Source organism: Pantoea sp. GL120224-02 (genome assembly GCF_900215395.1).
Classification (GTDB): domain Bacteria; phylum Pseudomonadota; class Gammaproteobacteria; order Enterobacterales; family Enterobacteriaceae; genus Pantoea; species Pantoea communis.
In genome coordinates this window covers 57,461-82,043 of sequence record NZ_OBEC01000015.1, presented here as the reverse complement: position 1 = coordinate 82,043, position 24,583 = coordinate 57,461, and the positions used below count along the sequence as shown (strand labels likewise).

29 protein-coding genes are annotated in these 24,583 nt (G+C 53.4%); 13 read left to right on the top strand and 16 right to left on the bottom strand.

Annotated features, from left to right (window positions below):
- Positions 1-27: 27 nt before the first annotated feature.
- The 11 genes from flgL to flgB all read right to left on the bottom strand — a co-directional run bounded on the left by flgL (position 28) and on the right by flgB (position 9,948).
- Positions 28-990, bottom strand: coding sequence for a flagellar hook-associated protein FlgL (flgL, locus tag CRO33_RS22145; protein WP_097119611.1), 963 nt, complete (start codon positions 988-990; stop codon positions 28-30).
- Positions 991-1,008: 18 nt separating this feature from the next.
- Positions 1,009-2,655 (bottom strand): flagellar hook-associated protein FlgK, encoded by a 1,647-nt coding sequence (gene flgK, locus CRO33_RS22140; protein ID WP_097119610.1) that lies wholly within the window; start codon positions 2,653-2,655, stop codon positions 1,009-1,011.
- A gap of 118 nt (positions 2,656-2,773) precedes the next feature.
- Complete coding sequence (flgJ, locus tag CRO33_RS22135; RefSeq protein WP_034830681.1) at positions 2,774-3,715, bottom strand: flagellar assembly peptidoglycan hydrolase FlgJ; 942 nt, start codon at positions 3,713-3,715, stop codon at positions 2,774-2,776.
- The gene (locus CRO33_RS22130; protein WP_045813994.1) at positions 3,715-4,821 is read right to left on the bottom strand and encodes a flagellar basal body P-ring protein FlgI; all 1,107 of its coding nucleotides are present in this window, start codon (positions 4,819-4,821) and stop codon (positions 3,715-3,717) included. Before CRO33_RS22130 ends, flgJ begins: the two co-directional genes overlap by 1 nt.
- 11 nt (positions 4,822-4,832) lie before the next feature.
- Positions 4,833-5,543, bottom strand: coding sequence for a flagellar basal body L-ring protein FlgH (locus CRO33_RS22125; RefSeq protein ID WP_034830679.1), 711 nt, complete (start codon positions 5,541-5,543; stop codon positions 4,833-4,835).
- A gap of 61 nt (positions 5,544-5,604) precedes the next feature.
- Complete coding sequence (flgG, locus tag CRO33_RS22120) at positions 5,605-6,387, bottom strand: flagellar basal-body rod protein FlgG (protein WP_034830678.1); 783 nt, start codon at positions 6,385-6,387, stop codon at positions 5,605-5,607.
- Positions 6,388-6,404: 17 nt separating this feature from the next.
- Positions 6,405-7,163 (bottom strand): flagellar basal body rod protein FlgF, encoded by a 759-nt coding sequence (locus tag CRO33_RS22115; protein WP_034830676.1) that lies wholly within the window; start codon positions 7,161-7,163, stop codon positions 6,405-6,407.
- 20 nt (positions 7,164-7,183) lie between these two features.
- A complete protein-coding gene (flgE, locus tag CRO33_RS22110) occupies positions 7,184-8,416 on the bottom strand; it encodes a flagellar hook protein FlgE (protein ID WP_097119609.1) in 1,233 nt (410 codons plus the stop codon).
- Between the two features lie 24 nt (positions 8,417-8,440).
- On the bottom strand, positions 8,441-9,115 hold the full coding sequence (flgD, locus tag CRO33_RS22105) for a flagellar hook assembly protein FlgD (RefSeq protein ID WP_034830672.1): 675 nt from the start codon (positions 9,113-9,115) through the stop codon (positions 8,441-8,443).
- A 12-nt stretch (positions 9,116-9,127) separates the two neighbouring features.
- Positions 9,128-9,532 carry a flagellar basal body rod protein FlgC gene (gene flgC / locus CRO33_RS22100; RefSeq protein ID WP_034830669.1) on the bottom strand — a complete coding sequence of 135 codons (405 nt, stop codon included), beginning with the start codon at positions 9,530-9,532 and terminating at the stop codon, positions 9,128-9,130.
- Between the two features lie 2 nt (positions 9,533-9,534).
- Positions 9,535-9,948, bottom strand: a complete 414-nt coding sequence (flgB, locus tag CRO33_RS22095; protein WP_097119608.1) for a flagellar basal body rod protein FlgB — start codon at positions 9,946-9,948, stop codon at positions 9,535-9,537.
- 153 nt (positions 9,949-10,101) lie between these two features.
- Here flgB and flgA point away from each other — a divergent pair, with 153 nt between their 5' ends.
- From flgA to flgN, 3 genes are all read left to right on the top strand, one after another.
- Positions 10,102-10,761 (top strand): flagellar basal body P-ring formation chaperone FlgA, encoded by a 660-nt coding sequence (gene flgA / locus CRO33_RS22090; RefSeq protein ID WP_097119607.1) that lies wholly within the window; start codon positions 10,102-10,104, stop codon positions 10,759-10,761.
- Positions 10,762-10,866: 105 nt separating this feature from the next.
- Positions 10,867-11,175 carry a flagellar biosynthesis anti-sigma factor FlgM gene (flgM, locus tag CRO33_RS22085; RefSeq protein WP_034830662.1) on the top strand — a complete coding sequence of 103 codons (309 nt, stop codon included), beginning with the start codon at positions 10,867-10,869 and terminating at the stop codon, positions 11,173-11,175.
- A gap of 5 nt (positions 11,176-11,180) precedes the next feature.
- Positions 11,181-11,612 (top strand): flagellar export chaperone FlgN, encoded by a 432-nt coding sequence (gene flgN / locus CRO33_RS22080; protein WP_058959595.1) that lies wholly within the window; start codon positions 11,181-11,183, stop codon positions 11,610-11,612.
- 31 nt (positions 11,613-11,643) lie between these two features.
- Here the strand turns inward: flgN and murJ are convergent, their stop codons facing one another.
- The 4 genes from murJ to rimJ form a co-directional block, all read right to left on the bottom strand.
- Complete coding sequence (murJ, locus tag CRO33_RS22075; RefSeq protein WP_097119606.1) at positions 11,644-13,182, bottom strand: murein biosynthesis integral membrane protein MurJ; 1,539 nt, start codon at positions 13,180-13,182, stop codon at positions 11,644-11,646.
- Positions 13,183-13,303: 121 nt separating this feature from the next.
- Entirely contained in the window at positions 13,304-14,224 is a 921-nt protein-coding gene (locus CRO33_RS22070; protein ID WP_097119605.1) for a Gfo/Idh/MocA family protein, read from the bottom strand.
- A 1-nt stretch (position 14,225) separates the two neighbouring features.
- The gene (locus CRO33_RS22065; protein ID WP_034820121.1) at positions 14,226-14,867 is read right to left on the bottom strand and encodes a DUF480 domain-containing protein; all 642 of its coding nucleotides are present in this window, start codon (positions 14,865-14,867) and stop codon (positions 14,226-14,228) included.
- A 12-nt stretch (positions 14,868-14,879) separates the two neighbouring features.
- On the bottom strand, positions 14,880-15,473 hold the full coding sequence (rimJ, locus tag CRO33_RS22060; RefSeq protein WP_034820126.1) for a ribosomal protein S5-alanine N-acetyltransferase: 594 nt from the start codon (positions 15,471-15,473) through the stop codon (positions 14,880-14,882).
- A 244-nt stretch (positions 15,474-15,717) separates the two neighbouring features.
- Between rimJ and mdtH the strand changes: the two genes are divergently transcribed.
- The 10 genes from mdtH to CRO33_RS22010 all read left to right on the top strand — a co-directional run bounded on the left by mdtH (position 15,718) and on the right by CRO33_RS22010 (position 23,452).
- Complete coding sequence (gene mdtH / locus CRO33_RS22055; protein WP_034820128.1) at positions 15,718-16,920, top strand: multidrug efflux MFS transporter MdtH; 1,203 nt, start codon at positions 15,718-15,720, stop codon at positions 16,918-16,920.
- A gap of 91 nt (positions 16,921-17,011) precedes the next feature.
- Positions 17,012-17,659 carry a glutaredoxin 2 gene (gene grxB, locus CRO33_RS22050; RefSeq protein ID WP_058959598.1) on the top strand — a complete coding sequence of 216 codons (648 nt, stop codon included), beginning with the start codon at positions 17,012-17,014 and terminating at the stop codon, positions 17,657-17,659.
- A 110-nt stretch (positions 17,660-17,769) separates the two neighbouring features.
- On the top strand, positions 17,770-18,333 hold the full coding sequence (locus tag CRO33_RS22045) for a lipoprotein (RefSeq protein WP_038647632.1): 564 nt from the start codon (positions 17,770-17,772) through the stop codon (positions 18,331-18,333).
- 135 nt (positions 18,334-18,468) lie between these two features.
- A complete protein-coding gene (pyrC, locus tag CRO33_RS22040) occupies positions 18,469-19,515 on the top strand; it encodes a dihydroorotase (protein ID WP_097119604.1) in 1,047 nt (348 codons plus the stop codon).
- 68 nt (positions 19,516-19,583) lie between these two features.
- The gene (dinI, locus tag CRO33_RS22035) at positions 19,584-19,829 is read left to right on the top strand and encodes a DNA damage-inducible protein I (RefSeq protein ID WP_097119603.1); all 246 of its coding nucleotides are present in this window, start codon (positions 19,584-19,586) and stop codon (positions 19,827-19,829) included.
- A gap of 143 nt (positions 19,830-19,972) precedes the next feature.
- Positions 19,973-20,242, top strand: a complete 270-nt coding sequence (locus CRO33_RS22030) for a hypothetical protein (protein ID WP_034820140.1) — start codon at positions 19,973-19,975, stop codon at positions 20,240-20,242.
- Between the two features lie 288 nt (positions 20,243-20,530).
- Positions 20,531-20,785, top strand: coding sequence for a biofilm formation regulator BssS (bssS, locus tag CRO33_RS22025; protein ID WP_013508627.1), 255 nt, complete (start codon positions 20,531-20,533; stop codon positions 20,783-20,785).
- Between the two features lie 107 nt (positions 20,786-20,892).
- Complete coding sequence (solA, locus tag CRO33_RS22020; RefSeq protein ID WP_097119602.1) at positions 20,893-22,008, top strand: N-methyl-L-tryptophan oxidase; 1,116 nt, start codon at positions 20,893-20,895, stop codon at positions 22,006-22,008.
- A 294-nt stretch (positions 22,009-22,302) separates the two neighbouring features.
- Entirely contained in the window at positions 22,303-22,875 is a 573-nt protein-coding gene (locus tag CRO33_RS22015; RefSeq protein ID WP_097119601.1) for a cytochrome b, read from the top strand.
- Between the two features lies 1 nt (position 22,876).
- A complete protein-coding gene (locus CRO33_RS22010; protein ID WP_097119600.1) occupies positions 22,877-23,452 on the top strand; it encodes a YceI family protein in 576 nt (191 codons plus the stop codon).
- A 44-nt stretch (positions 23,453-23,496) separates the two neighbouring features.
- Here CRO33_RS22010 and trhO read toward each other — a convergent pair whose 3' ends face one another.
- Positions 23,497-24,552 (bottom strand): oxygen-dependent tRNA uridine(34) hydroxylase TrhO, encoded by a 1,056-nt coding sequence (trhO, locus tag CRO33_RS22005; protein WP_058959603.1) that lies wholly within the window; start codon positions 24,550-24,552, stop codon positions 23,497-23,499.
- Between the last annotated feature and the right edge of the window lie 31 nt (positions 24,553-24,583).

Here is a 24,583-nt window from a genome sequence, read left to right as displayed (position 1 = left end):
AGCACGCTCAAATTTTCAAGTCAGATCTTATGAATTCAGCTGGAACAGTGACATCTGCGACATATCAGTAAATGTCTTGTAAGACGCTTGCAGAGCAGCTTGTTTCATGGTGTAACTTGAAATTGCTGAGGTGTAATCAACATCGACCAAATCAGTCATCTGGGAGCTCATGATCAAATCGCGGTCATCCCCCTGAGTGTCCAGCGAGTCGAGCTCAGCCATCTGAGTACCCACCTTTGAACGCACCGTAAGCACGTTATTCAGTGAATTGTTCAGACCACGGTTCGTTTTGTTCATGGTATCGGCAAAATCTTGTTTGGTGGCATCATCAGCGTCCTGCTGTGGTACCTTTAGTGCGGCAATGGCTGAATCGAGCATAGTGAACAGGTTAGTTTCACTAGGGGTTCCATCAGGTTCAGGTGTCGCATTACTGCTTATCGACATAAATGCTGTAATACCGGTATCGCCGACAGTGATGCTGCGGCTTTCATCAACCTTTTGCGTGATCGGGTCAGTGCCTCCTACGTAACTGACGGTACCGCTTGTATCGGTAAAAGGCGCGGAATCCGTTTTATATCCGGCAAAAATATAACGACCATTTCCATCTTTACTGTTTGCCTGGCTAAGAATGTCATCGCGTATGCCCTGCAGCTGAGTAGCGTACGCCAAACGGTCATCATCGCTAAGCGTCCCCGTGGAGGATGCAACGATAATTTCCTGCGCTTTGGTGACACTCGTTGTGACGCTCGACAGCACATTCTCCTCCATCGACAAACTTTGGTTAGCAAAACTGCGCGCGGTAGCGTACTGACTACTTTTAGCTTGTGATTGGGCTAATACTACGGCACGTGATGCCGCGATGGGATCGTCTGACGGATTGGTGACTCGACGACCGCTCGAGAGTTGAGCTCCCACTTTTAACCATGAAGATTGCGATTCAGTGATACCTCGCACCTGCTGGTTAAAAATCATCGTGGTACTAAGACGCATAATTGTTATCCTCTATGCTTAGCCGCGAATACCGAGCAGCGCGTTAAAGATGGTACTAGCGGTTTGCAGTACCTGTGCATTGGCCATGTAAAATTGCTGATATTTCGTCAGATTAGCGTATTCTTCATCCAGGTTTACACCCGAAACTGATTGTTGACGGTCGCTCAATTGCGTCACGACATTTTGCTGTGTTGTGCTTGCCGTCTCCAGGGTACTTGTTTTGTTTCCCACAGAACTCACAATACTGGCGTAAGCCTGTGCAATAGTCGCGTTGCCATTGATCAGTTTGGCATCCTGCAAATCCAGTAGTTTCTGTGCATTCGTGTTATCACTTTCACCACTATTCGCGCTTGCAGCTGCGGCTATCTGCGACTCATCTGTTATCGCTACCGACATCCCACTGATGACGTTTTGTACCGGTTTTATCAGGAAACTATCTTTGGCATTAGCGCTACCACTCACGGTCAATTCAACGCCATCGAAGCTGAGCGTCGTATTGCCACTGCCATCCGTATCCTGGGTTGGTGTGACTTTGACATTGTCAGAAAGACGCGTGACTGACCAATCGGTGCCGTCGAAAGTCACTGTATAATTTGAGGCTTTAAGGGCGCTGGAATCTGTCCATGCCGCGGAAATACTGGCAGTGGAGGTGTTTTTACTATTACTGGTGACGGTTGGCGAGCCGATAGTGAAGAAGTCAGTGCCCGCATCACCATTAGTGTCATAACCTTGTTTATGCACCGTGTTGAAACTGGTACTAAAAGCAGCTGCTAGCTGGCCTAGCTGGTTTTGTGCAGCATCCAGATCCTGAGAACGGAAGCTGAGTAATCCGCCTAACGAACCTGTGGTGAGGGTTTTCTCTGGAATCTCTACATTACCAGCCTGTTTATCGACATAGCCTACGGTCAGACGCGAGCTATCAGCACTTGAAGGCATTGCCACCAAACTCGTAGCATTTCTGCCGTTAACCAGCGTGGTGCTGCCCATTGCGACTATATAACTACCATCCTGCTGTGAAACCGTCACACCGACAATATCATTAAGGTTGTTAACTAACTGATCACGCTGATCCAGCAAGTTATTAGGCGCAGCACCACCACCAGTGGTGAGTTTGGCAATCTGTGTGTTAAGGTCCGCGATCTGACTGGTATATGTGTTTATTTGGTCAACGCTTGACGTGATATCAGTGTTGACACTGTTTTGCATATTGGTCAGGTACTGTGCAGTCGTCTGGAACTGATTCACTAAGCCCTGTGCATAGCTCAGCATTGACTGACGCGCTGAGGGATCGTTAGCGTTACTGACCACGTTCGAGACGTTGGTGAAAAAGCTTTGAATCGACGTGGACAAGCTAGTCGTCGACGTTGACAGCAAGTCATCGATGTTAGAAATCTGGTTATATTGAGTATTCACCGCGCTATAGTTAGCACTTGAACTCCGCAACTGAGCGGTAATGAAATCATCATATTCACGCTGTACACCGGAAAGCGTCACACCATTACCATAGTAACTGTTTCCCTGCAGAGTGCTGTTTGCCTGAGCCAAAATAGCTGTCTGACGTGAGTAACCCGCTACCGTGTAGTTGCTGATGTTGTTACTGGTGGTGCTTAATGCGGCCTGTGCGGCGCTCAGCCCACTCATCGCTGAGTTAATTATGCTGGACATCTCGGTTCCTTTATTTCCCGTTAACCGGGCTGGCAGTCATCAGTGCGATTGGGCGGGCTAAAACGCCCGCAGCTTATGATGGTTATCGGCGTGCTTAAGTGAAACTTGAGGTAAAAAATCAGAACAAATCGGTGATATCCTGGCTGTACGCCTTCACGACTTTCTCGCCCATGTTTTTGAATTGCTGGATCATTCCCACCAATTTCTGCGCATATTTCGGATCGGTGGCGTAGCCCGCTGCCTGCAGGGCTCGTGCGCCCTGCTCCGGCGTTGCGGCATTGGCAACGGCGGCATAGCGCGGGTTATTGGACAGCAGTTTGACGTAGTCGCTGAGTGCTTCCATATAGGAACCATACACACGGAAGGTGGCACGCACTTTCTTCGCCACGCCACCTTCATATTCGGTGGTCATGATGTCGGTGGTTGCGCCCTTCCAGTCACCACCGGCCTTGATGCCAAACACGTTGTAGCTCGGCTTGCCGTCACGCGTCAGGATCTGGCGCTGACCCCAGCCCGATTCCAGCGCCGCCTGGGCAAGGATCAAGTGATGAGGAATACCACTCTGCTGACTCGCGGCCTGCGCGGGTTGGGATAACTGGGCAATAAAGTCGTTGCTATCCGCTGGGAAACTGGACGGCGAGACCGGCAGACGCGGCACCGCTTTGCGTACCATCTGCTCCAGTTGGTTGGAAGGCAGATTGCTATAAATGAAGCTGTTATCCAGCTTCATCGGTACCGTGCCAGCGGTTTCATCAGGCTCTTGCGCGGGCTGCATCTGTTTGACGATCAAATCCGCCATACCCAGCCCGCGTTTACCGATTTCCTGCGCAATCTGCTGATCGTACATTGAGGTGTACATCTTCGTTGAGTCGCTGCTAAAGATGCCATCCTGCGGCAACGCTTCACGCATGCTCTTCAACATCATCTGTACGAACATTCCCTCAACCTGTTTTGCCACCTGCAGCGCCTTCCCTTTCGGGTCGGCGGCTGCTTCGCGTTTCAGGTTGTTCAGTGAGCGGCTGTCATAGGCCGCACTCATCAGCGATTGCGTATCGGTCATCAGATGATTTCCAGTTTGGCGCGCAGACAGCCTGCACTTTGCATCGACTGCAGAATCGACATCAGCTCAATCGGCGTTGCGCCCAGGGCGTTAAGTGCACGGACCACGTTATTAAGGTTGGCGCTGGCGTTAACACGCTGCAAGGCTCCGCCGCTCTGGCGCAAGTCGATCTGCGTCTGCGTCGTCGCCACGGTTTGTCCACCGGCGAACGGCGTGTTCGGCTGGCTGACGTTCTGCTGCTGATTCACTGTCACCGACAAGTTGCCTTGCGCCACAGCACAGGTATTGAGCGTCACCTCGCGGTTCATGACCACCGAACCGGTACGCGAGTTGATGATGACTTTGGCATCTTCAACCGGCACGGAAACGTCTATATTCTGGATTTCTGACAGCAGGCGCACCTGTGAACTGTTGTTGGGTGAAACGCGAATCTGCACGGTACGCGCATCAAGTGGCTGCGCTGAACCCACGCCACGGCTATTAATCGCATCGGCAATACGCTGCGCCATGGTGAAATCTTCAGTATTCAGTTGGAGATTGATGGTGTTTTGGCTGCCAAAGTTACTTTGCAGCTCGCGCTCTACCGTTGCACCATTAGTAATGCGGCCACCGTTTAGCTGGTTAACCTGCACACTGCTGCCGCCTGCAGATGCACCTGCACCGCCCACCAGAATATTTCCCTGCGCCAGCGCGTACACCTGGTTATCGACCCCTTTCATCGGCGTCATTAACAGCGTGCCACCGCGCAGGCTTTTGGCGTTACCCAGCGAAGAGACCACCACGTCAATATTCTGCCCCTGCCGCGCAAACGACGGCAGCTTCGCCGTGACCATCACCGCCGCCACGTTTTTCAGCTGCATATTGGTGCCGGTAGGCACGGTGATACCGAGCTGCGACAGCATGTTGCTTACCGTCTGGGTGGTAAACGGGGTTTGCGTTGTCTGGTCACCTGTCCCATCAAGCCCCACCACCAGGCCGTAACCGATCAGCTGGTTTTCGCGCACGCCCTGTACGGATGTCAGATCGCGAATGCGGTCAGCCTGGGCCATCAGACTGACACCGAGCAGCAGGCTCAGGCTCAGACGCAGCAGAGTGTTCATTTTCATCATTACCTCGATTACATCGGCGACACGTTCAGGAAGAAACGCTGGAACCAGCCCATGGTTTGCGCCTCATTGATATACCCGTTTCCGACATACTCAATACGTGCATCGGCCACCTGCGTTGACAACACGGCGTTGCTGGCGCTGATGGTGCGTGGGTTAACCACACCGGAGAAGCGAATAAATTCGGTTCCCTGGTTAATTTCGATCTGTTTCTCACCGACCACGCGCAGGTTGCCATTCGACAACACCTGATTCACGGTGACGGTGATGGTGCCGGTAAAGGTGTTATTGGCCGTTGCGCCACCTTTGCCAGCGAAGTCATTTTTGCCATTGGCATCCAGTCCGGCTTTCTCACCGGCGGCGCCGACCAGACCGCTCAGGCCGGTTGGCACAGTGCTCACGCCAAAGCTGTTGCTGCCATCGCGGCTCGCATTGGCTGAAGAACTTTTGCTGGCGCTGACATTTTCTTGCAGCGTAATCGTCAGAGTATCGCCAATGTTACGTGGACGGCGGTCTTCGAACAGCGGCTGATAGCCATAGTTCAGTGGCGCAACGCCCTGGAAAATGGAACCGTTTACCACTGGCGGTGCGGAAGGCGTGGGTTCTGCCGTTGTGGCACCCTGCACCAGAGGCGTACGCGGGACTAACGCACAACCGTTTAATGTCAGTAGCAGCGTGGCTACTAACCAATGCCCAGGCTTGAGAATCACTTGCTTCGCCACGGAGTTCTGACCTTATTCATGTTCTTAATCGGGCCAGCCAGGCTGGCCCAACGGCCCCAGATTAAACCTGGGTTAATTTCTGCAGCATCTGATCAGAGGTGGTGATCGCTTTGCTGTTGATTTCATAAGCACGCTGCGTCTGAATCATGGTGACCAACTCTTCCGCCACGTTGACGTTAGAGGTTTCAACATAACCCTGATACAGCAAACCAGCGCCGTTCTGCCCTGGCGTACTCTGCGTCGCCGCACCGGATGCCTGCGTTTCCTGATAGAGGTTTTCACCCAGGCTATCGAGGCCCGCATCGTTCATAAAGGTGCTCAGCGTCAACTGTCCCACCTGCGCTGGGTTGGTCTGCCCCTGCTGCGTCACGCTCACCACACCGTCACGCGAGATGGTGATGCTGGTGGCGTTCGCCGGAATAGTGATCCCAGGCTGAACCGGATAGCCGGCGTTGGTCACCAGCTGACCGTTCTGATCTACCTGGAATGAACCGTCACGCGTATATGAAGAGGTACCGTCTGGCATCTGCACTTCGAAATAACCCTGACCGTTGATCGCCACGTCTTTTGAGTTGCTGGTCTGCGACAGGTTGCCCTGGGTATGCAGACGCTCGGTGGTCACTGGGCGCACACCGGTACCAATCTGCAAGCCTGAAGGCAATGTGGTCTGTTCCGATGACTGCGTGCCCGGCTGACGCAGCGTCTGATACATCAGATCTTCGAACACGGCACGCGAACGTTTAAACCCGTTGGTTGAAACGTTCGCAAGGTTGTTCGAAATGACGTCCATATTGGTTTGCTGGGCGTCAAGGCCGGTTTTAGCGATCCATAAAGAACGAATCATGTTGTTTTCCTTACGCCTTAGCTGCTCATGTTGAGCAGTTGATTGGCTTTTTGTTCGTTTTCATCGACGTTAGTGATGACTTTCATCTGCATCTCGAAACGTCGGGCGTTGGCGATCATGTCGACCATGGTTTCCACTGGCTTAACGTTGCTGCCTTCCAGCACGCCTGGCATAACGGCGACAGTTGCATCAGGGGCTAAAGCCGCACCGCGTGTCGCCTGCGTCGCCTGGGTTGGACGGAACATACCGTCGTCACCGCGCTGTAACTCTTTGCCCGTGGCCTTAACCAGCTTCAGCTTGCCAATCTGTACCGTGGCGTTTGGCGCATCACCCGCATTACGCGAGGTGATGGTACCGTCAGCCGCGATAGTCAGCTCGGAGCCTTGTGGAATGGCGATTGGACCGCCATCGCCCATCACGGGATTGCCCTGAATGGTCAAAATACCGGTCGAGCTGATCTGCATGTTGCCGTTGCGGGTATAGGCTTCAGAACCGTCAGCGGTACGCACCGCCAGCCAGCCATCTTGCTGTACCGCCACATCGAGCGGGCGTCCGGTGTTGTCCATGGCGCCTGGCGTCATATCGGCACCCGGCGTTGAGGCAGCCACTAAGGTGCGCGTCGGCAGCGACCAGCCGTTGACCGGCACCGCGCGCAACGCGTTGAGCTGGGCGCGGAAGCCCGGCGTTGAGGCGTTGGCGAGGTTGCTGGCGGTCACCGATTGTTGTTCCATCGTCTGACTGGCGGCGCCCATCGCGGTATATATTGCGTGATCCATAATGCAATCCCGTTAGCGAATTAACGTAAGTTGATCAGGGTGTTGAGGATCTGATCCTGCGTTTTAATCGTCTGGCTGTTCGCCTGATAGTTACGTTGTGCAACGATCATGTTGACCAGCTCTTTACTCAGATCGACGTTGGAGGCTTCCAGTGCACCTGAAGTCAGTGAACCGTAAGTGCCGGTGTTAGCCAAACCGATAGCTGCCTGACCCGAAGAGTTGGTCGCAGACCAGACGTTATCGCCTTCTGACTGCAGGCCTTCCGGGTTAGAGAAGCTGGCCAGAACGATTTGACCCAGCAGCTGAGTTTTCTGGTTCGAATAGGTACCGGTAATGGTGCCGTCATCGTTGATGGCGTAGCTGGTCAGGTCGCCCGGCGCATAACCATCCTGCGTTGGGTTTCCGAATGACGTGGTGCCGGTGTTTTGTTGCTGGCTTCCAAGTACGCTCAACGTGATGGCCTGATTAGCCGCAGCACCATTAGATCCCTGAATAGTCAAGCCAACAGTGGTTGCGCCTGCGGTGGTTGTCCCGCCGCTTGTGATAGATTGCAGCTTACCGTTGGAGTCAAAGGTCATGGAGAAATCACCTGCTGACGTTCCAGTCGTGGAATCAATCGCGTGCACATCCCAGTTGTTATCACTGGTTTTCACATAATAGAGGTCGAGAGCATGATCGTTACCCTGTGAGTCATACACAGTGACGGTGCTTTTGGCGTTGTAGCTATCGACGTCTGACGAGCTGAAGGTTGCCACTGTTGGCACGCTATCTGTGGAGTTCAGGTTAGACACCAAACCGGCGGTCGTGGTCGCGCGCGCCGACATCTGCGTCGTCGGTACGCTCAATGCCACCGGGTTTGCACCCGTCTGAATGGTCGGCGGGGTACCGGTTGCCGGATAGCCGGTCACGCTCATGCCCTGAGTGTTCACCAGGTTACGGTTGGCATCCAGCGTGAACTGACCATTACGAGAGTAGTACACGCTACCCGCGGCATCGGTCATTCGGAAGAAACCGTTACCGCTCAGTGCCACGTCCAGACCACGGCTGGTTGAGGTCGTGGTACCGTCGTTGAAGTTCTGAATAACCGCAGCGACCTTGGTACCCATACCGATATTTGAACCAGCAAACATATCCGCGAACGAAATGGTGCTGGATTTGAAACCCGCGGTCGCGGAGTTGGCGATGTTGTTACCAATGACATCCAGGTTACTGGAGGCCGCATTCATACCACTGACAGCTTGAGAAAAAGACATAACGTGTCTCCTGCTAAAATTGAATTAGAGAATCTGACGAACTTCATCAAGAGTGGCGGAGCCCATGGTGCCGAGGTCCAGTTTTGAGGTGTTATCCACCGTACTCACGCCATTCACGTAAGCGTAATTAAGCGGTTGTGCCACCAATTGTGTGCTGCCATTACTGGCGGCAATTGATACAGAATATTTACCATCAGCCACTGTCGTGCCATTCGCATCTTTGCCGTCCCAGGAGAAGGCGTGAACGCCGGACGTCAATGCGCCCAAATCGACAGTGCGAACCACAGTGCCGTTCGAATCTTTGATGGTCGCGGTGGTGGCGGTAGAGGCTGTACTCAACTCCACACCGAAAGGTGTCGTGGTACCACTGCCCACCAGGATCTGGCTGCCATCAATCATCACACCATGCCCAATCAGCGTCGTACTCTGCAGTGACTGGCTGGTGGTGAGCTGACCAGAGATAGAACCCAATGTGGTATTCAGCTTCTCAATGCCGCTCAGGGTGTTAATCTGCGCCAGCTGAGTGGTGAGCTGGCTGTTGTCCATTGGGTTGGTGGGATCCTGGTTCTGCAACTGCGTCACCAGCATGGTCAGGAACTGGTTCTGCAAGTCCTGAGCACTGTTTCCCGTCCCTGTTGAACTGGACGAACTCAGTACCGTTGGGTCAAGATTGGCATTAACGCCGACTGCTACGCTCATGTTCGTGCTCCGTTATTGACCCATCGTCAGGGTTTTCATCATCATTGATTTCACCGTGTTCAACACTTCGACGTTGGCCTGATAACTGCGGGACGCTGACATGGTGTTGACGGTTTCTGATACGACATCGACGTTTGGCATCTTGACGTAACCCTTCTCATCCGCCATCGGATTACCGGGGTCATACACCAATTTGGCCGGGGTAGGATCGTTCACCACGCCCGCGACTTTGACGCCACCGGTCGCCGCGCCAGGAGCGGCATCGGTCTGGAATATCACCTGTTTTGCCACATAAGGCTGGCCATCCGGCCCGGTGACGCTGTCGGCGTTGGCCAGGTTACTGGCACTGACGTTGAGGCGCTGTGATTGCGCGGTCATCGCAGAACCGGCGATATCAAAAATATTCAGCAATGCCATGGTTATTGCCCCTGCAGAACGCTCATCATGCCTTTGATTTGGCTACTGATGAGGGTGAGATCGGTTTGGTATTTCAGGCTGTTATCAGCAAACTGGGTACGTTCACGATCCATATCCACGGTGTTGCCATCCGCGGCAGGTTGATCGGGAATGCGGTACATCAGGCCCATGGATGGCTGAGAGTTGGTTTCAGCAGCGATGTGGCGTGAAGAGGTGACTTTCAGCGCCATGCTGCTCCCCTCCGCGCGACCATTTTCCATCACCTTGCTCAGCTGGCTGGCAAAGTCGATATCCCGCGCCTGGTAGCCCGGGGTATCGGCGTTGGCAATATTGGACGCCAGGATTTCCTGGCGCTGAGCACGCAGATTTAACGCTTCTGTACCAAATCGCAGCGCGGCATCGAGTTTGTCGAGCATGCTTCCTCCGCGAATGAGAATTTCGAGCTGACAGCTTAAGTGGACAAATGCAAGGGCGATCGTCTGAATAGCAGCAAAAATCACGGCTATTTTTGACATTGAATTTTTCGCGCGAAGAGTAGACTCAGGCCATCTTCTCGACAGGAGGCGTTTATGCGCAGTTCTTTATCTTTGCTGGCCACGTTGTTGTTGGCCTTCGCGCTGCCCGGCCATGCGGCGGACCTGACCGCACAGTTAACGCAGTTTTTTAAAGCGCGCGATCCGCAACATGCCGCGGGGATGACCGTGGTGGTGCGCACACCCAAAGAGCAGTGGCCGACCTGCGAGGCACCGGCGTTACAACTGCCGGGCAACAGCCGCCAGTGGGGTAATCTCAGCATTGCCGCCAGTTGCGATCAGAATCGTCGTTTCCTGCAAGTTCAGGTACAGGTGACCGGTCAGTATTTAGTTGCCAGCCGTCAGGTCGCCCGTGGCAGTACCCTCGACCCGAATGATTTCCGTCTCGAGACCGGGCGTCTGGATGAACTGCCTCCGCGAGCCCTGTTCGATAACAACAGCGTGACCGATGCGATTGCGCTGCGCGATATCCCGCCTGGACAGCCGGTGACCGCAATGATGCTGCGTCAGCCCTGGCGGGTCAAAGCAGGACAAAATGTGATGGTGGTAGCCAGCGGAAACGGGTTTAATGCCAGTAGCGAAGGACGTGCGCTGAACAACGCCAGCGCGGCACAAATGGTGCGCGTGCGCATGGGAAATGGTCAGGTTGTCAGTGGGCGCGTCGACGCGGATGGGAATATTCTGATATCGCTATAAAGCGTTAAAGAACCTTGTTGTTCTGCCGATAGAGATATCAACACAGACATTACCCTATGCTGACTCAGTTGACTGACCCTCAGCTGACCTTACAGGAGCACGACCATGAGCATCGACAGAACGCAGCCTTTAATTCCGGTGAGCACTGTACAATCCCGCGACACCAACGATAACAACGGCAAGGTGCGCCAAAACGTGACTGCTTCAACCAACGCCAGCACCAGCGAAAGCGGTGCCGAAGTGAAGTTGAGCACGGCTCAGGCGCAGTTAATGCAGCCGGGCAGCAAAGACATCAACACTGCACGTGTTGAACAACTGAAAACCGCTATTCGTAATGGCGAACTGAAAATGGATACCGGTAAGATCGCCGACGCGCTGATCGCCGATACCAAGGCGTATTTAGAGGGTAACTAATCCCAATGGACAATCTGCTGACCACCTTAGATAAAATGCAGGACGTGCTGGCTTCACTCACTGTGGTGATGGATGAAGAGCAACAGCAACTGTCTGCCGGCCAGGTTAATGGCAACCTGTTGCAGCGCATATCAGAAGATAAAAGCGCGCTGCTGACGACGTTGAATTATCTGGACGACATGCGCCGAAATACCGAAAAATCACTCGGTACTCAGGCGCCCTATGATGGTCACAGCGATCGTGAACGCCGCTGGCAGAGCATTCAGCAGCATACCCGCCGTTTGCGCGATACCAACACTCATAACGGTATTCTGCTGCAGCATCAAATCAGCTTCACTAATGATGCGCTCTCGGTACTGAAACCGCACCAGACTCAGGCGTTTTACGGTCCCGATGGATTAGGCAAAGGTCAGTCGACGCTCAGCCGCAAAGGCTAATAAAGAAAAATCCCGCCGAGGCGGGATTTTTTTATGCCAGCGTGCGGCGGGCAAAATCTCTCGGGCGGAAGCCCAACAGACCCAGCATGACAAAGTAAGCACCACCGCCAATAGCACAGACTGCAGCCAGACGCAGTAACCGCCACCACATCTGCCCTTCTTCCCAGGCCGGCATCACATGCAGAATGCCCAGCAGCGCTGCTGCCATGACCACAACCGCAATCATCAGACGCACCAGGAAGCTAAACCAACCCGGCTGCGGCTGGAAGATATCCTGTTTACGTAATTGCCAGTACAGCAGCGCGGCATTCAAACAAGCCGCTAATCCAATCGACAACGACAATCCGGCATGTTTGAGCGGGCCGATAAACGCCAGGTTCATCACCTGCGTCATGATCAGCGTCACAATCGCAATCTTCACCGGGGTCTTAATGTCCTGACGCGAATAGAATCCGGGCGCCAGCACTTTGACCACAATCAGCCCCATCAATCCTACCGAATACGCCACCAGCGCACGCTGCGTCATGGCGGCATCGAACGCGGTGAATTTACCGTACTGGAACAGCGCCACGGTCAGTGGGCCAGAGAGGATGCCGAGGGCAACAGCGCTCGGTAGGGCCAACAGGAAGCAGAGGCGCAGGCCCCAATCCATCAGACGCGAGTACTCATCATGATTGCCGCTGGCGAAACTCTTCGCTAACGATGGCAGCAAAATCGTGCCCAGTGCGACACCCAATACGCCCGACGGGAACTCCATCAAACGGTCAGCATAGTACATCCACGACACTGAACCCGAGACGAGGAATGAGGCGAAAATGGTGTTGATGATCAGGGATATTTGGCTCACCGATACGCCAAGAATCGCCGGTCCCATTTGGCGCATGACGCGCCATACGCCGGCGTCACGCAGGTTGAGGCGCGGCAACACCAGCATGCCGATTTTCTTCAAGTGCGGCAGTTGGTAGAACAGTTGCAACACCCCACCGACCACCACAGCCCATGCCAGCGCCATCACCGGTGGATGGAAATGCGGGGCAGCAAACACCGCAAAGCCAATCATGCTGATGTTTAATAACGTCGGCGCAAATGCCGGAACCGAGAAACGATTCCAGGTGTTGAGTATCGCACCGGCCAGCGACGCCAGGGAGATCAGCAGAATATAAGGAAAGGTAACGCGTAGTAGCGAACTGGTCAGCGCGAATTTATCGGCGGTATCAGCAAATCCGGGCGCAGTGACCATAATCACCCAGGGCGCGGCAATCATGCCGAGCACCGTCACCACCGCCAGCACCAGCGTCAGCAAACCGGAAACGTAGGCCACAAATACGCGTGTGGCCTCTTCTCCCTGCTTGCTTTTGTATTCGGCAAGAATGGGCACAAACGCCTGAGAAAAGGCGCCTTCCGCAAAGATACGGCGCAGCAGATTGGGCAGTTTAAAGGCCACGAAGAAGGCATCGGTGGCCATACCGGCACCGAAAACGCGTGCCACTATGGCATCACGGGCAAAGCCCAGCACGCGGGAAAAAAGGGTCATCGAACTGACCGCAGCCAGCGATTTCAACAAATTCATTTTGAGTGGCGCATCCTGAAAAGTGTCGGATAAATGAGCAACTTAGCGCGGACATCTGCTGATGTCCGGCGATAGTCTACTGCCACGGCGGGAAATGACCAGCATTGAGTGTTACAAGGGGTTATTCCTGTTCGGCATCGCGCCACAGTTTTTCCACCAGACGCTGCGCTGCCAGCGCCTGTTCACCGCTGGTTTCAGGCATCGTCTGATTTTGTACGCACTGGATAAAATGCTGTGCCGCACCGCTGAAACCACGCTGAGCAAGATGGCTTTGCCAGGAGGCTACCGGATCGGTGCGTAAGCCGCCGAGGTTCTCCTGCTGCCAGTCACGCATCTCATTAATTTCGATGTAGTCACCGTCGCAGATGGCGCTCACCACCTCGCGCTGCGTGCCCGCGCGACGATGCATGCTGGTGGTGATTTGCAGTGCCCCCGCCGAGAAGTGATGCTCGGCATACAGCATCGCCCCCTCCTCGTTAGTTTCAATAAAGCCCTGCTCACGCGTCAGTTTGCTCCCTGCCAGCCACAGCGCTGTATCCACCACGTGCAGGTAGTCATCCAACAAAGTGAAACGCAGATCCTGTGGACCCACGCTATCCGCACGATGCTTCTCAATACGCAGTGAAGCCGCTCGCGGCATTTCCGCTTTCAACTGTTGATAGCGTGGCGCAAAGCGACGATTAAACGCCACCATCAGTTTGCGTTTGCGCTTCTCCGCTAAAGCCACCAGCGCTTCCGCCTGCTGCAGGGTTTCGGCTAATGGTTTATCCACGCAAACATCTTTGCCCGCCAGCAGCAACGCCTGCACCACTTCAAAATGACTGGCGGTGCTACTGTGCACAAAGACCGCATCACTGGCGGCTGCCAGCGCGTCCAGCTGACTGAAATATGGCATGCGGTAGCTGTCGCAAATCGGCTGGGCTTTAGCCTGATTCGGCGAAAACGCCCCTGCCAGCTGCCAGTCGGTGGCGTGCGACAACACGGGCAACCAGGCTTTTTGCGCGATGCCGCCTAATCCAACAATACCGATACGTAGCGTCATGTTATTGCTCCTTCTGCAACAGGTGCTCCAGCTGGGATTGCAGCTGAGCCACCTGTTGTTCCAACTGCGCAACCCGGCTGACCAAATCTTCACTGTCCATCTCATCCGTGCTCGCGGCGGGTGCTTCAGCCACATCGCCGCCGAACAGATGCATATAACGGCTTTCGCGTTTACCCGGCTCACGTGCCAGACGCACCACCATCGGGCCGTCATCACGGGTGATTAAGCCGTTCAACGTTTGCTCGACCTCATTCATATCGCTGAACTCATGCAAACGTCCACTGCGGGTACGCAGCTCACCCGGCGTCTGTGCGCCGCGTAAGAACAGTAGCGTCAGCACCGCCACTTCTGCGCTGTTAAGCTGCAAATTACCGAATGCAGAGTTACAGAATCGCTGTTCATACTTACTGACGCGTTGACCGAACCCGTTATTGGAGGTGGCAAGATGCTTTTTCACCAGCTCATCAAGCTGAGATTGCACCTCCATTTCACTCAGGTTCATCACCGGTTCACGGTTGGATTTTTGATTACAGGCGGTGACCACGCCGTTAAGGGAAAGCGGATATTGATCCGGAGTGGTGACCTGTTTCTCTAACAGGCAACCGATCACACGCAGCGCCTGCGCGGATAAAGCCATCTTCATGCGGTTTTCCTTTTATTGTCCACGCCGATCCGCGGTCCACTCCTGCCACGTCAGCGCGGTCAGCACGTGATCCTGCCAGCGTCCATCAATCAGCAGGTAATCTTTGGCATAACCCTCTTTCTCGAATCCGAGACGCGCCAGCAAATCACCGCTGCGCTGATTATGCGGCATATAGTTAGCCATAATGCGGTGAATGCGTTGCTGTCGTTGCATATAGCGAATCGCTGACTGCAACGCTTCAAACATCATGCCTTGCCCCTGCCACTTCTCGCCTAATGAATAACCGAGGTAACAGGCGTGAAATGAACCGCGCAGCACGTTGCTAAAATTGGCCACTCCGCGCACTTCATGCTCTTCCGGGTCCATCAGCACAAAATAGTAGGCAGAGCCCTGTTTATGCATATCCGCGATCAGTCCAAGGCGTGCCTGCCAGCCCGAGGGATAGCAGTGGCTCTCGTCGCGCACCGGCTCCCAGGGTTTAAGAAAGACGCGGTTCTCTGCATAATAATCTGCCAATCGCCAGGCATCGCGCTCGTGAACTAAACGGACCACCAAACGATCGGTAGTCAGGCGCACGCGGGGTCCAGCAGAACGATAGCCAAACATCATGACTCCTGAAATCCATAACTTTAAGAAAGATGTACGCCTGAGGCGATACTTCTCACTATAACCGTCCCTTTCACTACGGTAAAACCCTCAAGCCCCTGCCACGCAATTCATCCTTATCCAGGATTAATTTTTCTGCGGATTCGATGAAAAAATATCATCCTGGATACGCTGTCTTTCCCGTCAGCGCAGGCGGAAAATAGACCAACTGGTCACTTTTCTCTTCTATTGCTCAGGATTAAGCATGTCTCGGGTAGCGCGGGCACGACGCCTCGGTAAAACATTCCTCTTAGTCGATAACATGTTGGTAGTGTTAGGCTTTTTCGTGGTATTTCCACTGATTTCTATCCATTTCGTTGAGCAACTGGGCTGGGCGGCGTTAATGGTGGGTATCGCGCTGGGTTTGCGTCAATTTGTACAGCAGGGGCTAGGCATTTTCGGCGGCGCGATTGCGGACCGTTTTGGCGCACGTCCGCTGATTGTGACGGGCATGCTGATGCGCGCAGCCGGATTTGCCTGCATGGCGCTGGCGCATCAACCCTGGATGCTGTGGCTGGCCTGTTTGCTTTCCGGCCTCGGTGGCACCTTGTTTGACCCGCCCCGCAGCGCCATGGTGGTAAAACTGGTGCGCGCTCGTGAACGCGGTCGCTTCTTCTCGCTGCTGATGATGCAGGACAGCGCGGGAGCGGTGCTAGGGGCGCTGATTGGCAGTTGGTTGCTGGCGTGGGATTTCCGCCTGGTGTGCTGGGTGGGTGCAGCGGTGTTTGTCGCTGCGGCGATATTTAACGCCGTGTGGCTACCGGCGTGGCGCATCTCAACGGAACGCATTGCGATGCGCGAAGGTATGCAGCGTGTCTGGCAGGATAAACGTTTTCGCCTCTATGTGCTGACGTTGACCGGCTACTACATTCTGGCCGTGCAGGTCATGCTGATGCTGCCGGTGATGGTGAATCAGGTGGCTGGTGCGCCCGCCGCCGTGAAATGGATGTACGCCATCGAAGCCATGCTGTCGCTCAGCCTGCTCTATCCGCTGGCCCGCTGGAGCGAAAAACGCTTCCGCCTGGAAACCCGGCTTATGGCGGGTTTATTCCTGATGACCTTTAGCCTGCTGCCTGTCGGCATGACCCAATCTCTCCCTTCGCTGTTTTTGTTAATCGGCGTGTTCTACCTGGGGTCCATCATCGCCGAACCGGCACGCGAGACGCTCAGCGCATCGTTGGCCAGTTCACGCGCGCGGGGCAGTTACATGGGATTCAGTCGTTTAGGTCTGGCTATCGGCGGTCTGATTGGTTACTCCGGTGGTGGGTGGATGTTCGACATGGGCCAGCAATTGGCTCTGCCTGAACTGCCCTGGATGTTGCTGAGCAGCGTTGGCATCATCACTCTGCTGGCATTGTGGTGGCAGTTCCAGCCGCGCCCGGTGGCACCGATCATCTTCAGCAGCTAGTTTGCCCCTTCGGAGGATCTCTTCCATACTTCCCGCACGTCCGGAAAAAGGGTGACCTTTGTCACCCTTAGATTTACACAGGAGAAACGGGATGAAACTCTACATCTACGATCACTGCCCTTTCTGCGTGAAAGCACGCATGATTTTTGGCTTAAAGAACCTGCCGGTTGAATTGATCGTTATGCTCAATGACGATGAGCAGATGCCAAAAAAACTCATCGGGCAGAAGATGGCGCCCATTCTGCAAAAAGCCGATGGCAGTGCGATGCCAGAGAGTATGGACATTGTCCGATTGGTGGATAAGCAGGATCGCGAGCCGCTGCTTAATGGCAAAAACAACCCCGCCATCAGCGAATGGCTGCGCCGCGTTAACGGCTATATCAATAAGCTGCTGATTCCGCGCATCGCTGATGCCTCGTTTGCGGAATTTGCCACGCCGGAAGCGCGGAGTTACTTCCGTGAGAAAAAACAGGCCAGCGTCGGAGATTTCACTGAGCTGCGTAAACACGCGCCCGGGCTGATAAAAAACATCAGTGATGACCTGCGCCAACTCGATAAGCTCATCGTCAAACCCAATGCCGTGAATGGCGAACTGTCTGAAGACGATATCAATCTGTTTCCGCTCCTGCGTTCGCTCACCTTAGTGGCTGGCATCGAATGGCCGAGTCGCGTAGCGGATTACCGCGACAATATGGCGAAGCAAACCCAGATTAACCTGCTCTCTTCCATCGCGGCATAGCCCCGTCCGATGAGAAACGCTGCGGCGTTTCTCATCCCTCTCCTGGTGACACCTGGCCCGGTTTCAGGCAGGCTATGGCTGTTTTGCCGTATCGTTCAGGATGAGGATCTATGAAAAAGGCGATGTCTGGGCTATTAGCCCTGTTTTTAGCCGTGCTGTTGAGCGGCTGTAATCAATTGACGCAATACACCATTAGCGAACAGGAAGTGAATCAAGCGCTGCAGAAGCGCAATAACTTCGAAAAAGACGTCGGCGTATCCGGGCTGGTTAATGCACACATCGTGCTCAGCGATCTCACCAGTCAGATTGGTCGTGAAGAACCCGGTAAGATTACCCTCTCCGGCAAAGCAAACATCAATGTCAGCTCGCTGTTTGGTCCACAGCAGGCTGAGATGCAGCTGAAGATGAAAGCGCAGCCGATTTTCAATGCGCAGGAAGGCGCAATTTATCTGCATGATATTGAAATTGTCGACGCGCAAGTACAACCAGAAAAGATGGCGTCCATCATGAAAACACTGACGCCTTATCTTAATGAGTCTCTCAAACGCTACTTCAATGAGAAGCCTGCCTATGTGCTGAGCGAAGACCGTAGTAAAGGGGAAGCACTGGCGAAGAAATTTGCCAAGGGTATTGAAGTGAAGCCGGGACAATTGGTGATTCCGTTTACGGATTAACCTCAACCACCGCACCTTCGGGTGCGGTTTTTGTTTCCGGCAGTAAAATCCCGTGCAAACGGTTGCTCACACCCTTATGATTACTCCCCGGCCTAAACGTGCCCATTCGTTTTTTCTCAGCCGGAGCCTTTTTGAATGACAGCCCAACCCCAGCAAATCACGATTCGCCGCCCTGACGATTGGCATATCCATCTGCGCGATGGCGCGATGCTTAATGCAGTTCTGCCTTATACCAGTGCGGTCAATGGTCGTGCGATTGTCATGCCAAACCTGGTTCCACCGGTGACCAGCGTCGAGGCCGCCATTGCCTATCGCGAGCGCATTATGGCTGCGCTGCCCGCTGAACACGCTTTTACGCCACTGATGACCTGCTACCTCACCGATTCATTAGATGCGGATGAAATTGAGCGTGGCTTCCGCGACGGGACCTTCACGGCAGCAAAACTCTATCCCGCGCATGCCACCACTAACTCCAGCCACGGCGTCACCAATGTTGATTCCATCGCCAGCGTGCTGGATCGTATGCAGCAGATCGGTATGCCGATGCTGGTACACGGTGAAGTCACGGATTCGCACATCGATATATTTGACCGTGAAGCACGCTTTATCGAAACCGTGCTGGAACCGCTGCGTCAGCGCTTCCCAGCCCTGAAAGTGGTGATGGAACACATCACCACTAAAGAAGCGGCAGAATATCTGGCTGCGGGCAACGACCTGCTGGGTGCCACCATTACACCACAGCATTTGATGTTTAACCGTAACCACATGCTGGTGGGCGGTGTTCGCCCTCATCTCTATTGCCTGCCGATCCTGAAACGCAATATTCATCAGGAAGCGCTGCGCGCCCTGGTGGCGAGTGGCAATCGTCGCGTGTTCCTCGGCACGGACACGGCACCGCATCTGCGTCATCTGAAAGAAGCCAGCTGCGGCTGTGCCGGCGTGTTTAACGCACCGACCTCTCTGCCTGCCTATGCCGCGGTATTCGAAGAGTTGAATGCGCTGGAACATTTTGAAGCGTTCTGTTCAGAAAACGGCCCGAACTTCTATGGCCTGCCACTGAATGAAGGCACGCTGACGCTGGTCCGCGAGTCATGGACAGTGCAGGACACCATCAATGTGACCGATGACACACTGGTGCCGTTCCTTGCAGGTGAGACGCTGAACTGGCGCATCAAAGAATAATAATGCATGGCTTGCCTTTGGGATAATTTTACTGTACAAATAACCAGTATATTATCCCGGAGGCTTTTATGCGTGTTGAAATTACCGTAGCGAAAACTCAGCCCCTTCCCGCAGGTGCACTGGATGCACTCAGTGCCGAACTCACCCGTCGTATTTCCCGTGATTTTCCCGAAGATAATCACCATGTCAAAGTCCGTTATGCGGGCGGCAATCAATTGAGCGTATTTGGTGGCTGTAAAGCGTCACGCGAACGCATTAGCGATATTTTACAAGAAACGTGGGAAAGCGCAGACGACTGGTTTATTACTGATTAACTGCCACTGTGCCGTTTTTGCCGGGTTTCGCCACCCGGTTTTTTTGTTTTAATTTCCCTCTCGCCAGATAAAGTCGCTGCATCTAGACTCATGTTTAACGATCCCCTATCCTTGCCTCGTCATGCTTACGGGAGGTGTTTTACATGACTACTGAAAAACCAGAAGAGGCGATGACCTTCGGTGAATTGCTGGCATTAATTGCTGAACAGCAGCGACGTTTAACGGTGCTGGAAAATGCCTTTGCCAGTTTGACGTTCTGCCTCGACGATCGCGCCAGTCAGTTACTGGTGCATAATCTGTCGCTCGAAGCGCAAAATCAGAACCACGACGCACAGTTACAGCAGCACTTTACTCGGTTGGCTGAAGAGATTCAGCGGCGTAATGGCCAGCTGCCTCCAGAAGCGCAGGCCTGAAACTGGCCTTTTTTTACTTGTCGCTGCAGCGTAAAGTTTTCTCCTAACGCCGCCGATAACTAAGGTGTAGCCACTGTCACGATTATCGAATAAAGGCCCGAAGCAGCGGGCACTTTATTATTCGACAAAAGTCGCATTCTGAACGCATTTATTATCGTTCTCTTTTTAATCGCCACACGTTTTAACTATTGTACCGCCTGTTTCATGTTATAATTGTTCCGCTAGTGCAAGAAAAGCCGCATTGAACCTCAAGAAGCACTTCGTTTAACGAGTAATAAGGAGGTTATAATGGACAGAAATAAAGACGTCATTCAGACTCATCCGCTGGTTGGATGGGACATCAGTACCGTAGACAGTTATGACGCCATGATGATCCGCCTGCACTCGCTATCATCGCAGGATCAGAAAGAAGAAGAAGCTGACGTGGGACCCACCTACTGGCTGACTACCGACGTAGCCAGACAGTTCATCTCGATACTCGAAGCTGGCATTGCAAAGATTGAGTCCACAGAGCAATACCTACGCGATAATCAAAAGCACTAATTTCTTACTTCGCGTGAAAGGGCACCCAATAGGGTGCCTTTTTCATGGACACGATTTTTTTGCTATGCTGTTGAAAAATTTCGTCGTTTGGCAGGAGTGATGTGGTTATGGTTTATGATCTGATTGTGGTGGGCAGCGGATCGGTGGGAGCCGCCGCCGGTTTTTACGCAACCCAGGCAGGCTTATCGGTATTGATGATTGATAGTGCCCATCCTCCGCACAGCCAGGGCACACACCACGGTGAAACACGCCTGATCCGCCATGCCTATGGCGAAGGTGAACGCTATGTCCCGCTGGTGCTGCGCGCACAAACCTTGTGGGAGGAGCTGGAACGTCAGAGCGGTGAACGCATTATGCATCGAAGCGGCATCCTCAATCTGGCCCCCCTCACTTCCTCATTTATCCAAAATGTCATCGACAGCGCCAAAACGTATCAACTGGAAGTAAAAATCCTGCAGGCAGACGAAGTGCGCAAGCGCTGGCCGCAGATCTCTGTGCCCGACGGCTACGTTGGGGTATTCGAACCTCACTCCGGCTTCCTGAAATGTGAGCAGGCGGTTCGTAGCTGGATACAGCTGGCTGAACAGGCGGGCTGCGCACAACTGTTTAATTGCCCGGTGAGTGAGATCGCACGCGATGGTGACTTGCAGCAAGTCACTACCCGCGACGGCGTGTTTCGCGCGCGTAAATTATTGGTCAGTGCCGGAACCTGGGTGAGTGAGCTGGTAAAAGATTTGCCAGTACAACCGGTGCGTAAAGTCTTTGCCTGGTATCAGGCAGATGGACGTTATAGCGAGAACAACCAATTTCCTGGCTTCACGGTGGAGATGCCTGATGGCAGTCACTTTTATGGCTTCCCTGCCGACAACAATGCATTAAAAGTGGGACGTCACGATGGCGGGCAGCTGATGCAGAAACCCGAAGATCGTAAACCTTTCGGCAGTATCGCTGCAGACGGCAGTGAAGCCTTCAGTTTCCTGCGTCAGTTCTTACCGGGGGTTGGCGTTTGCTTACACGGTGAGGCCTGCAGTTATGACAACACACCTGACGAAGACTTTATTATAGATACCCTTCCAGGCGAGCCAAATCGATTAATTATTACCGGCTTGAGTGGACACGGATTTAAATTTGCCAGCGTATTAGGTGAACTTGCCAGTGAATTTGCCCAGGATAAGCCCTTCTCCTTTGACCTGAAGCCGTTTTCACTTTCGCGCTTTGCTTAACGTTGTCTCGCTGGCGCCTCAGGCGCCAGCCTTATATTGACGCAAACTTACATTAATAGTTCTTTCCTGACATTTAAGCGTTAAGATTGCCGCATTAGGTGTAGCAATATTCAATTCAATTATATTTCCCCGCCACCTATACAACCATCTTCAATATTTCTGACGCAGACATCGATATAAACGCACAATTTCCGAATGTCTTTTTAAATTTTATAGAAAGGTAAGCTTAATTGCTTTCATATTTCAAAGTATGGATGCTTATTACCACCTATTTCCAGATATGGATTCACTTTTATGTGGCGTAACTCCAGACAACATTTCGGGCTAATGACCATTATGTTGCATTGGCTAATGGCGCTGGTCATTTACGGCATGTTTGCGCTGGGTCTGTGGATGGTCGGATTGGGATATTACGATGGCTGGTATCACAGCGCCCCGGAAATCCACAAAGGCATTGGCATGCTCCTATTTGCCACATTACTGCTGCGCCTTGGCTGGCGTGTTATTTCTCCCCCACCCGCACTCTTACCACACTATTCTCCCTTAATTCGCCGCTCCGCCAGCCTGGCTCACGGGCTGTTGTATGGCTTGTTGTTGCTGCTACTGGTAAGCGGCTACCTGATATCGACCGCCGATGGCAAAGCTATCTCGGTGTTCGGATGGTTCGAAGTGCCCGCCCTGTTAAGTGGAGCAGGTGAACAGGCTGATTTGGCTGGCGATCTGCATTTGTGGCTGGCCTGGGGATTAGTGCTGTTTTCCGCGCTGCATGGGCTGGCGGCATTAAAACACCATTTTATTGATCGAGACGTCACATTGAAAAGGATGCTGGGTTACCGCATCCCGTTAACCTCTGAAAAGGAGAAGTAAAATGCTCAAGAAGACGCTACTGACACTGAGTGCCGCCAGCCTGTTAGGCACCAGTTTGCTGGCCAGCGCAGCAGACTATAAATTTGATAAAGAAGGCCAGCACGCCTTTGTTCAGTTCCGCATTCAGCACCTGGGTTACAGCTGGCTATACGGGACGTTCAAAGATTTTGACGGCACTTTTACTTTTGACGAAGCCAACCCAGCGGCCGATAAGGTTAACGTGACCCTGAACACCGCCAGCCTCGATACTAACCATGCCGAACGTGACAAGCATATTCGCAGCGCGGATTTCCTTAACACCGCCAAATTCCCACAAGCCACCTTTGCCTCAACCGCAGTGAAAAAAGAGGGCAAAGAGTACAAGATCACGGGTGACCTGACGCTCAACGGCGTGACAAAGCCGATCACGCTGGACGCCCGACTGCTGGGCGAAGGCAAGGATCCCTGGGGCGGCTATCGTGCCGGATTTGAAGCTAACGGTGAGATCGTGCTGAAGGATTTTAATATCACTAAAGATCTTGGACCGGCATCGCAGAAAGCTGAGCTGATTATCTCAGTGGAAGGCGTGCGGCAGTAAGGCAGAACCAGCCTGAGGTCATGCGGCCTAAGGCTGGATGCAGTTTACTTCTTCTCTGGCGCGGGGATCGCCATCGTCATGTTGAGTAAACCGCGTGACTTATTGAACACCTTATTACCGTTTTCACGGCCTGCGCGGCGTGAACGCTGCTCTTCCGGTGTTAATGTCGCCTCTTCCATGCACAGCGGGCTGCAGCAGTTGTGGTATTTCTCCGCACAGCTCGGGCACTGAATGAACAGCAGATGGCATCCGTCATTGACGCAGTTAGTGTGACTATCGCACGGCACGCCGCACTGGTGGCAACTCGAGAGAATATCGTCAGAAATACGTTCGCCCATACGTTCATCAAACACAAAGTTTTTACCTTTGAAACGGACAGGCAAACCTTGCTCACGCGCACGGCGGGTATATTCAATGATGCCGCCTTCAATGTGGTAAACATCATTGAAGCCTTTGTGTTTCATCCACGCACTGGCTTTTTCGCAGCGGATCCCGCCGGTGCAGTACATGACAATCTTTTTGTCTTTATGCTCCTGCAGCATATCCACGGCCATCGGCAGCTGATCGCGGAAGGTGTCGGCCGGGACTTCCATCGCCTGATCGAAATGGCCCACTTCGAATTCGTAGTGATTACGCATGTCGACAAACACCGCATCGGGATCATCCAGCATCGCATTGACGTCTGCGGCTTTTAAATAGGCACCGACATCGCTGGCATCAAAGCTTTCATCTTCAATGCCATCGGCCACAATGCGCTCACGAACTTTCAGGCGCAGTACCCAGAAAGATTTGCCATCATCGTCCAGCGCAATGTTCATTCGCAGGTTATTTAACGCCGGGTCAAACGCATACAGTGCAGTTTTCATGGCTTCGTACTGGCTGGCAGGAACGCTGATTTGCGCGTTGATCCCCTCTTTTGCCACGTAGACGCGTCCAAAGACCTTGAGCTTTGTTAGCGCAATGTACAGGGCATCACGGAAGACTTTCGGGTCGGCAATCTGGAAGTACTTGTAAAAAGAGACTGTGGTACGCGGCTCGTTTTCAGCCAGCATACGTTCTTTCAGCTCTTTATTGGAAACAAGGTTATGTAACACTGGCATGGTGTTCGATCCTGTTAGCAATCAGAGAAAT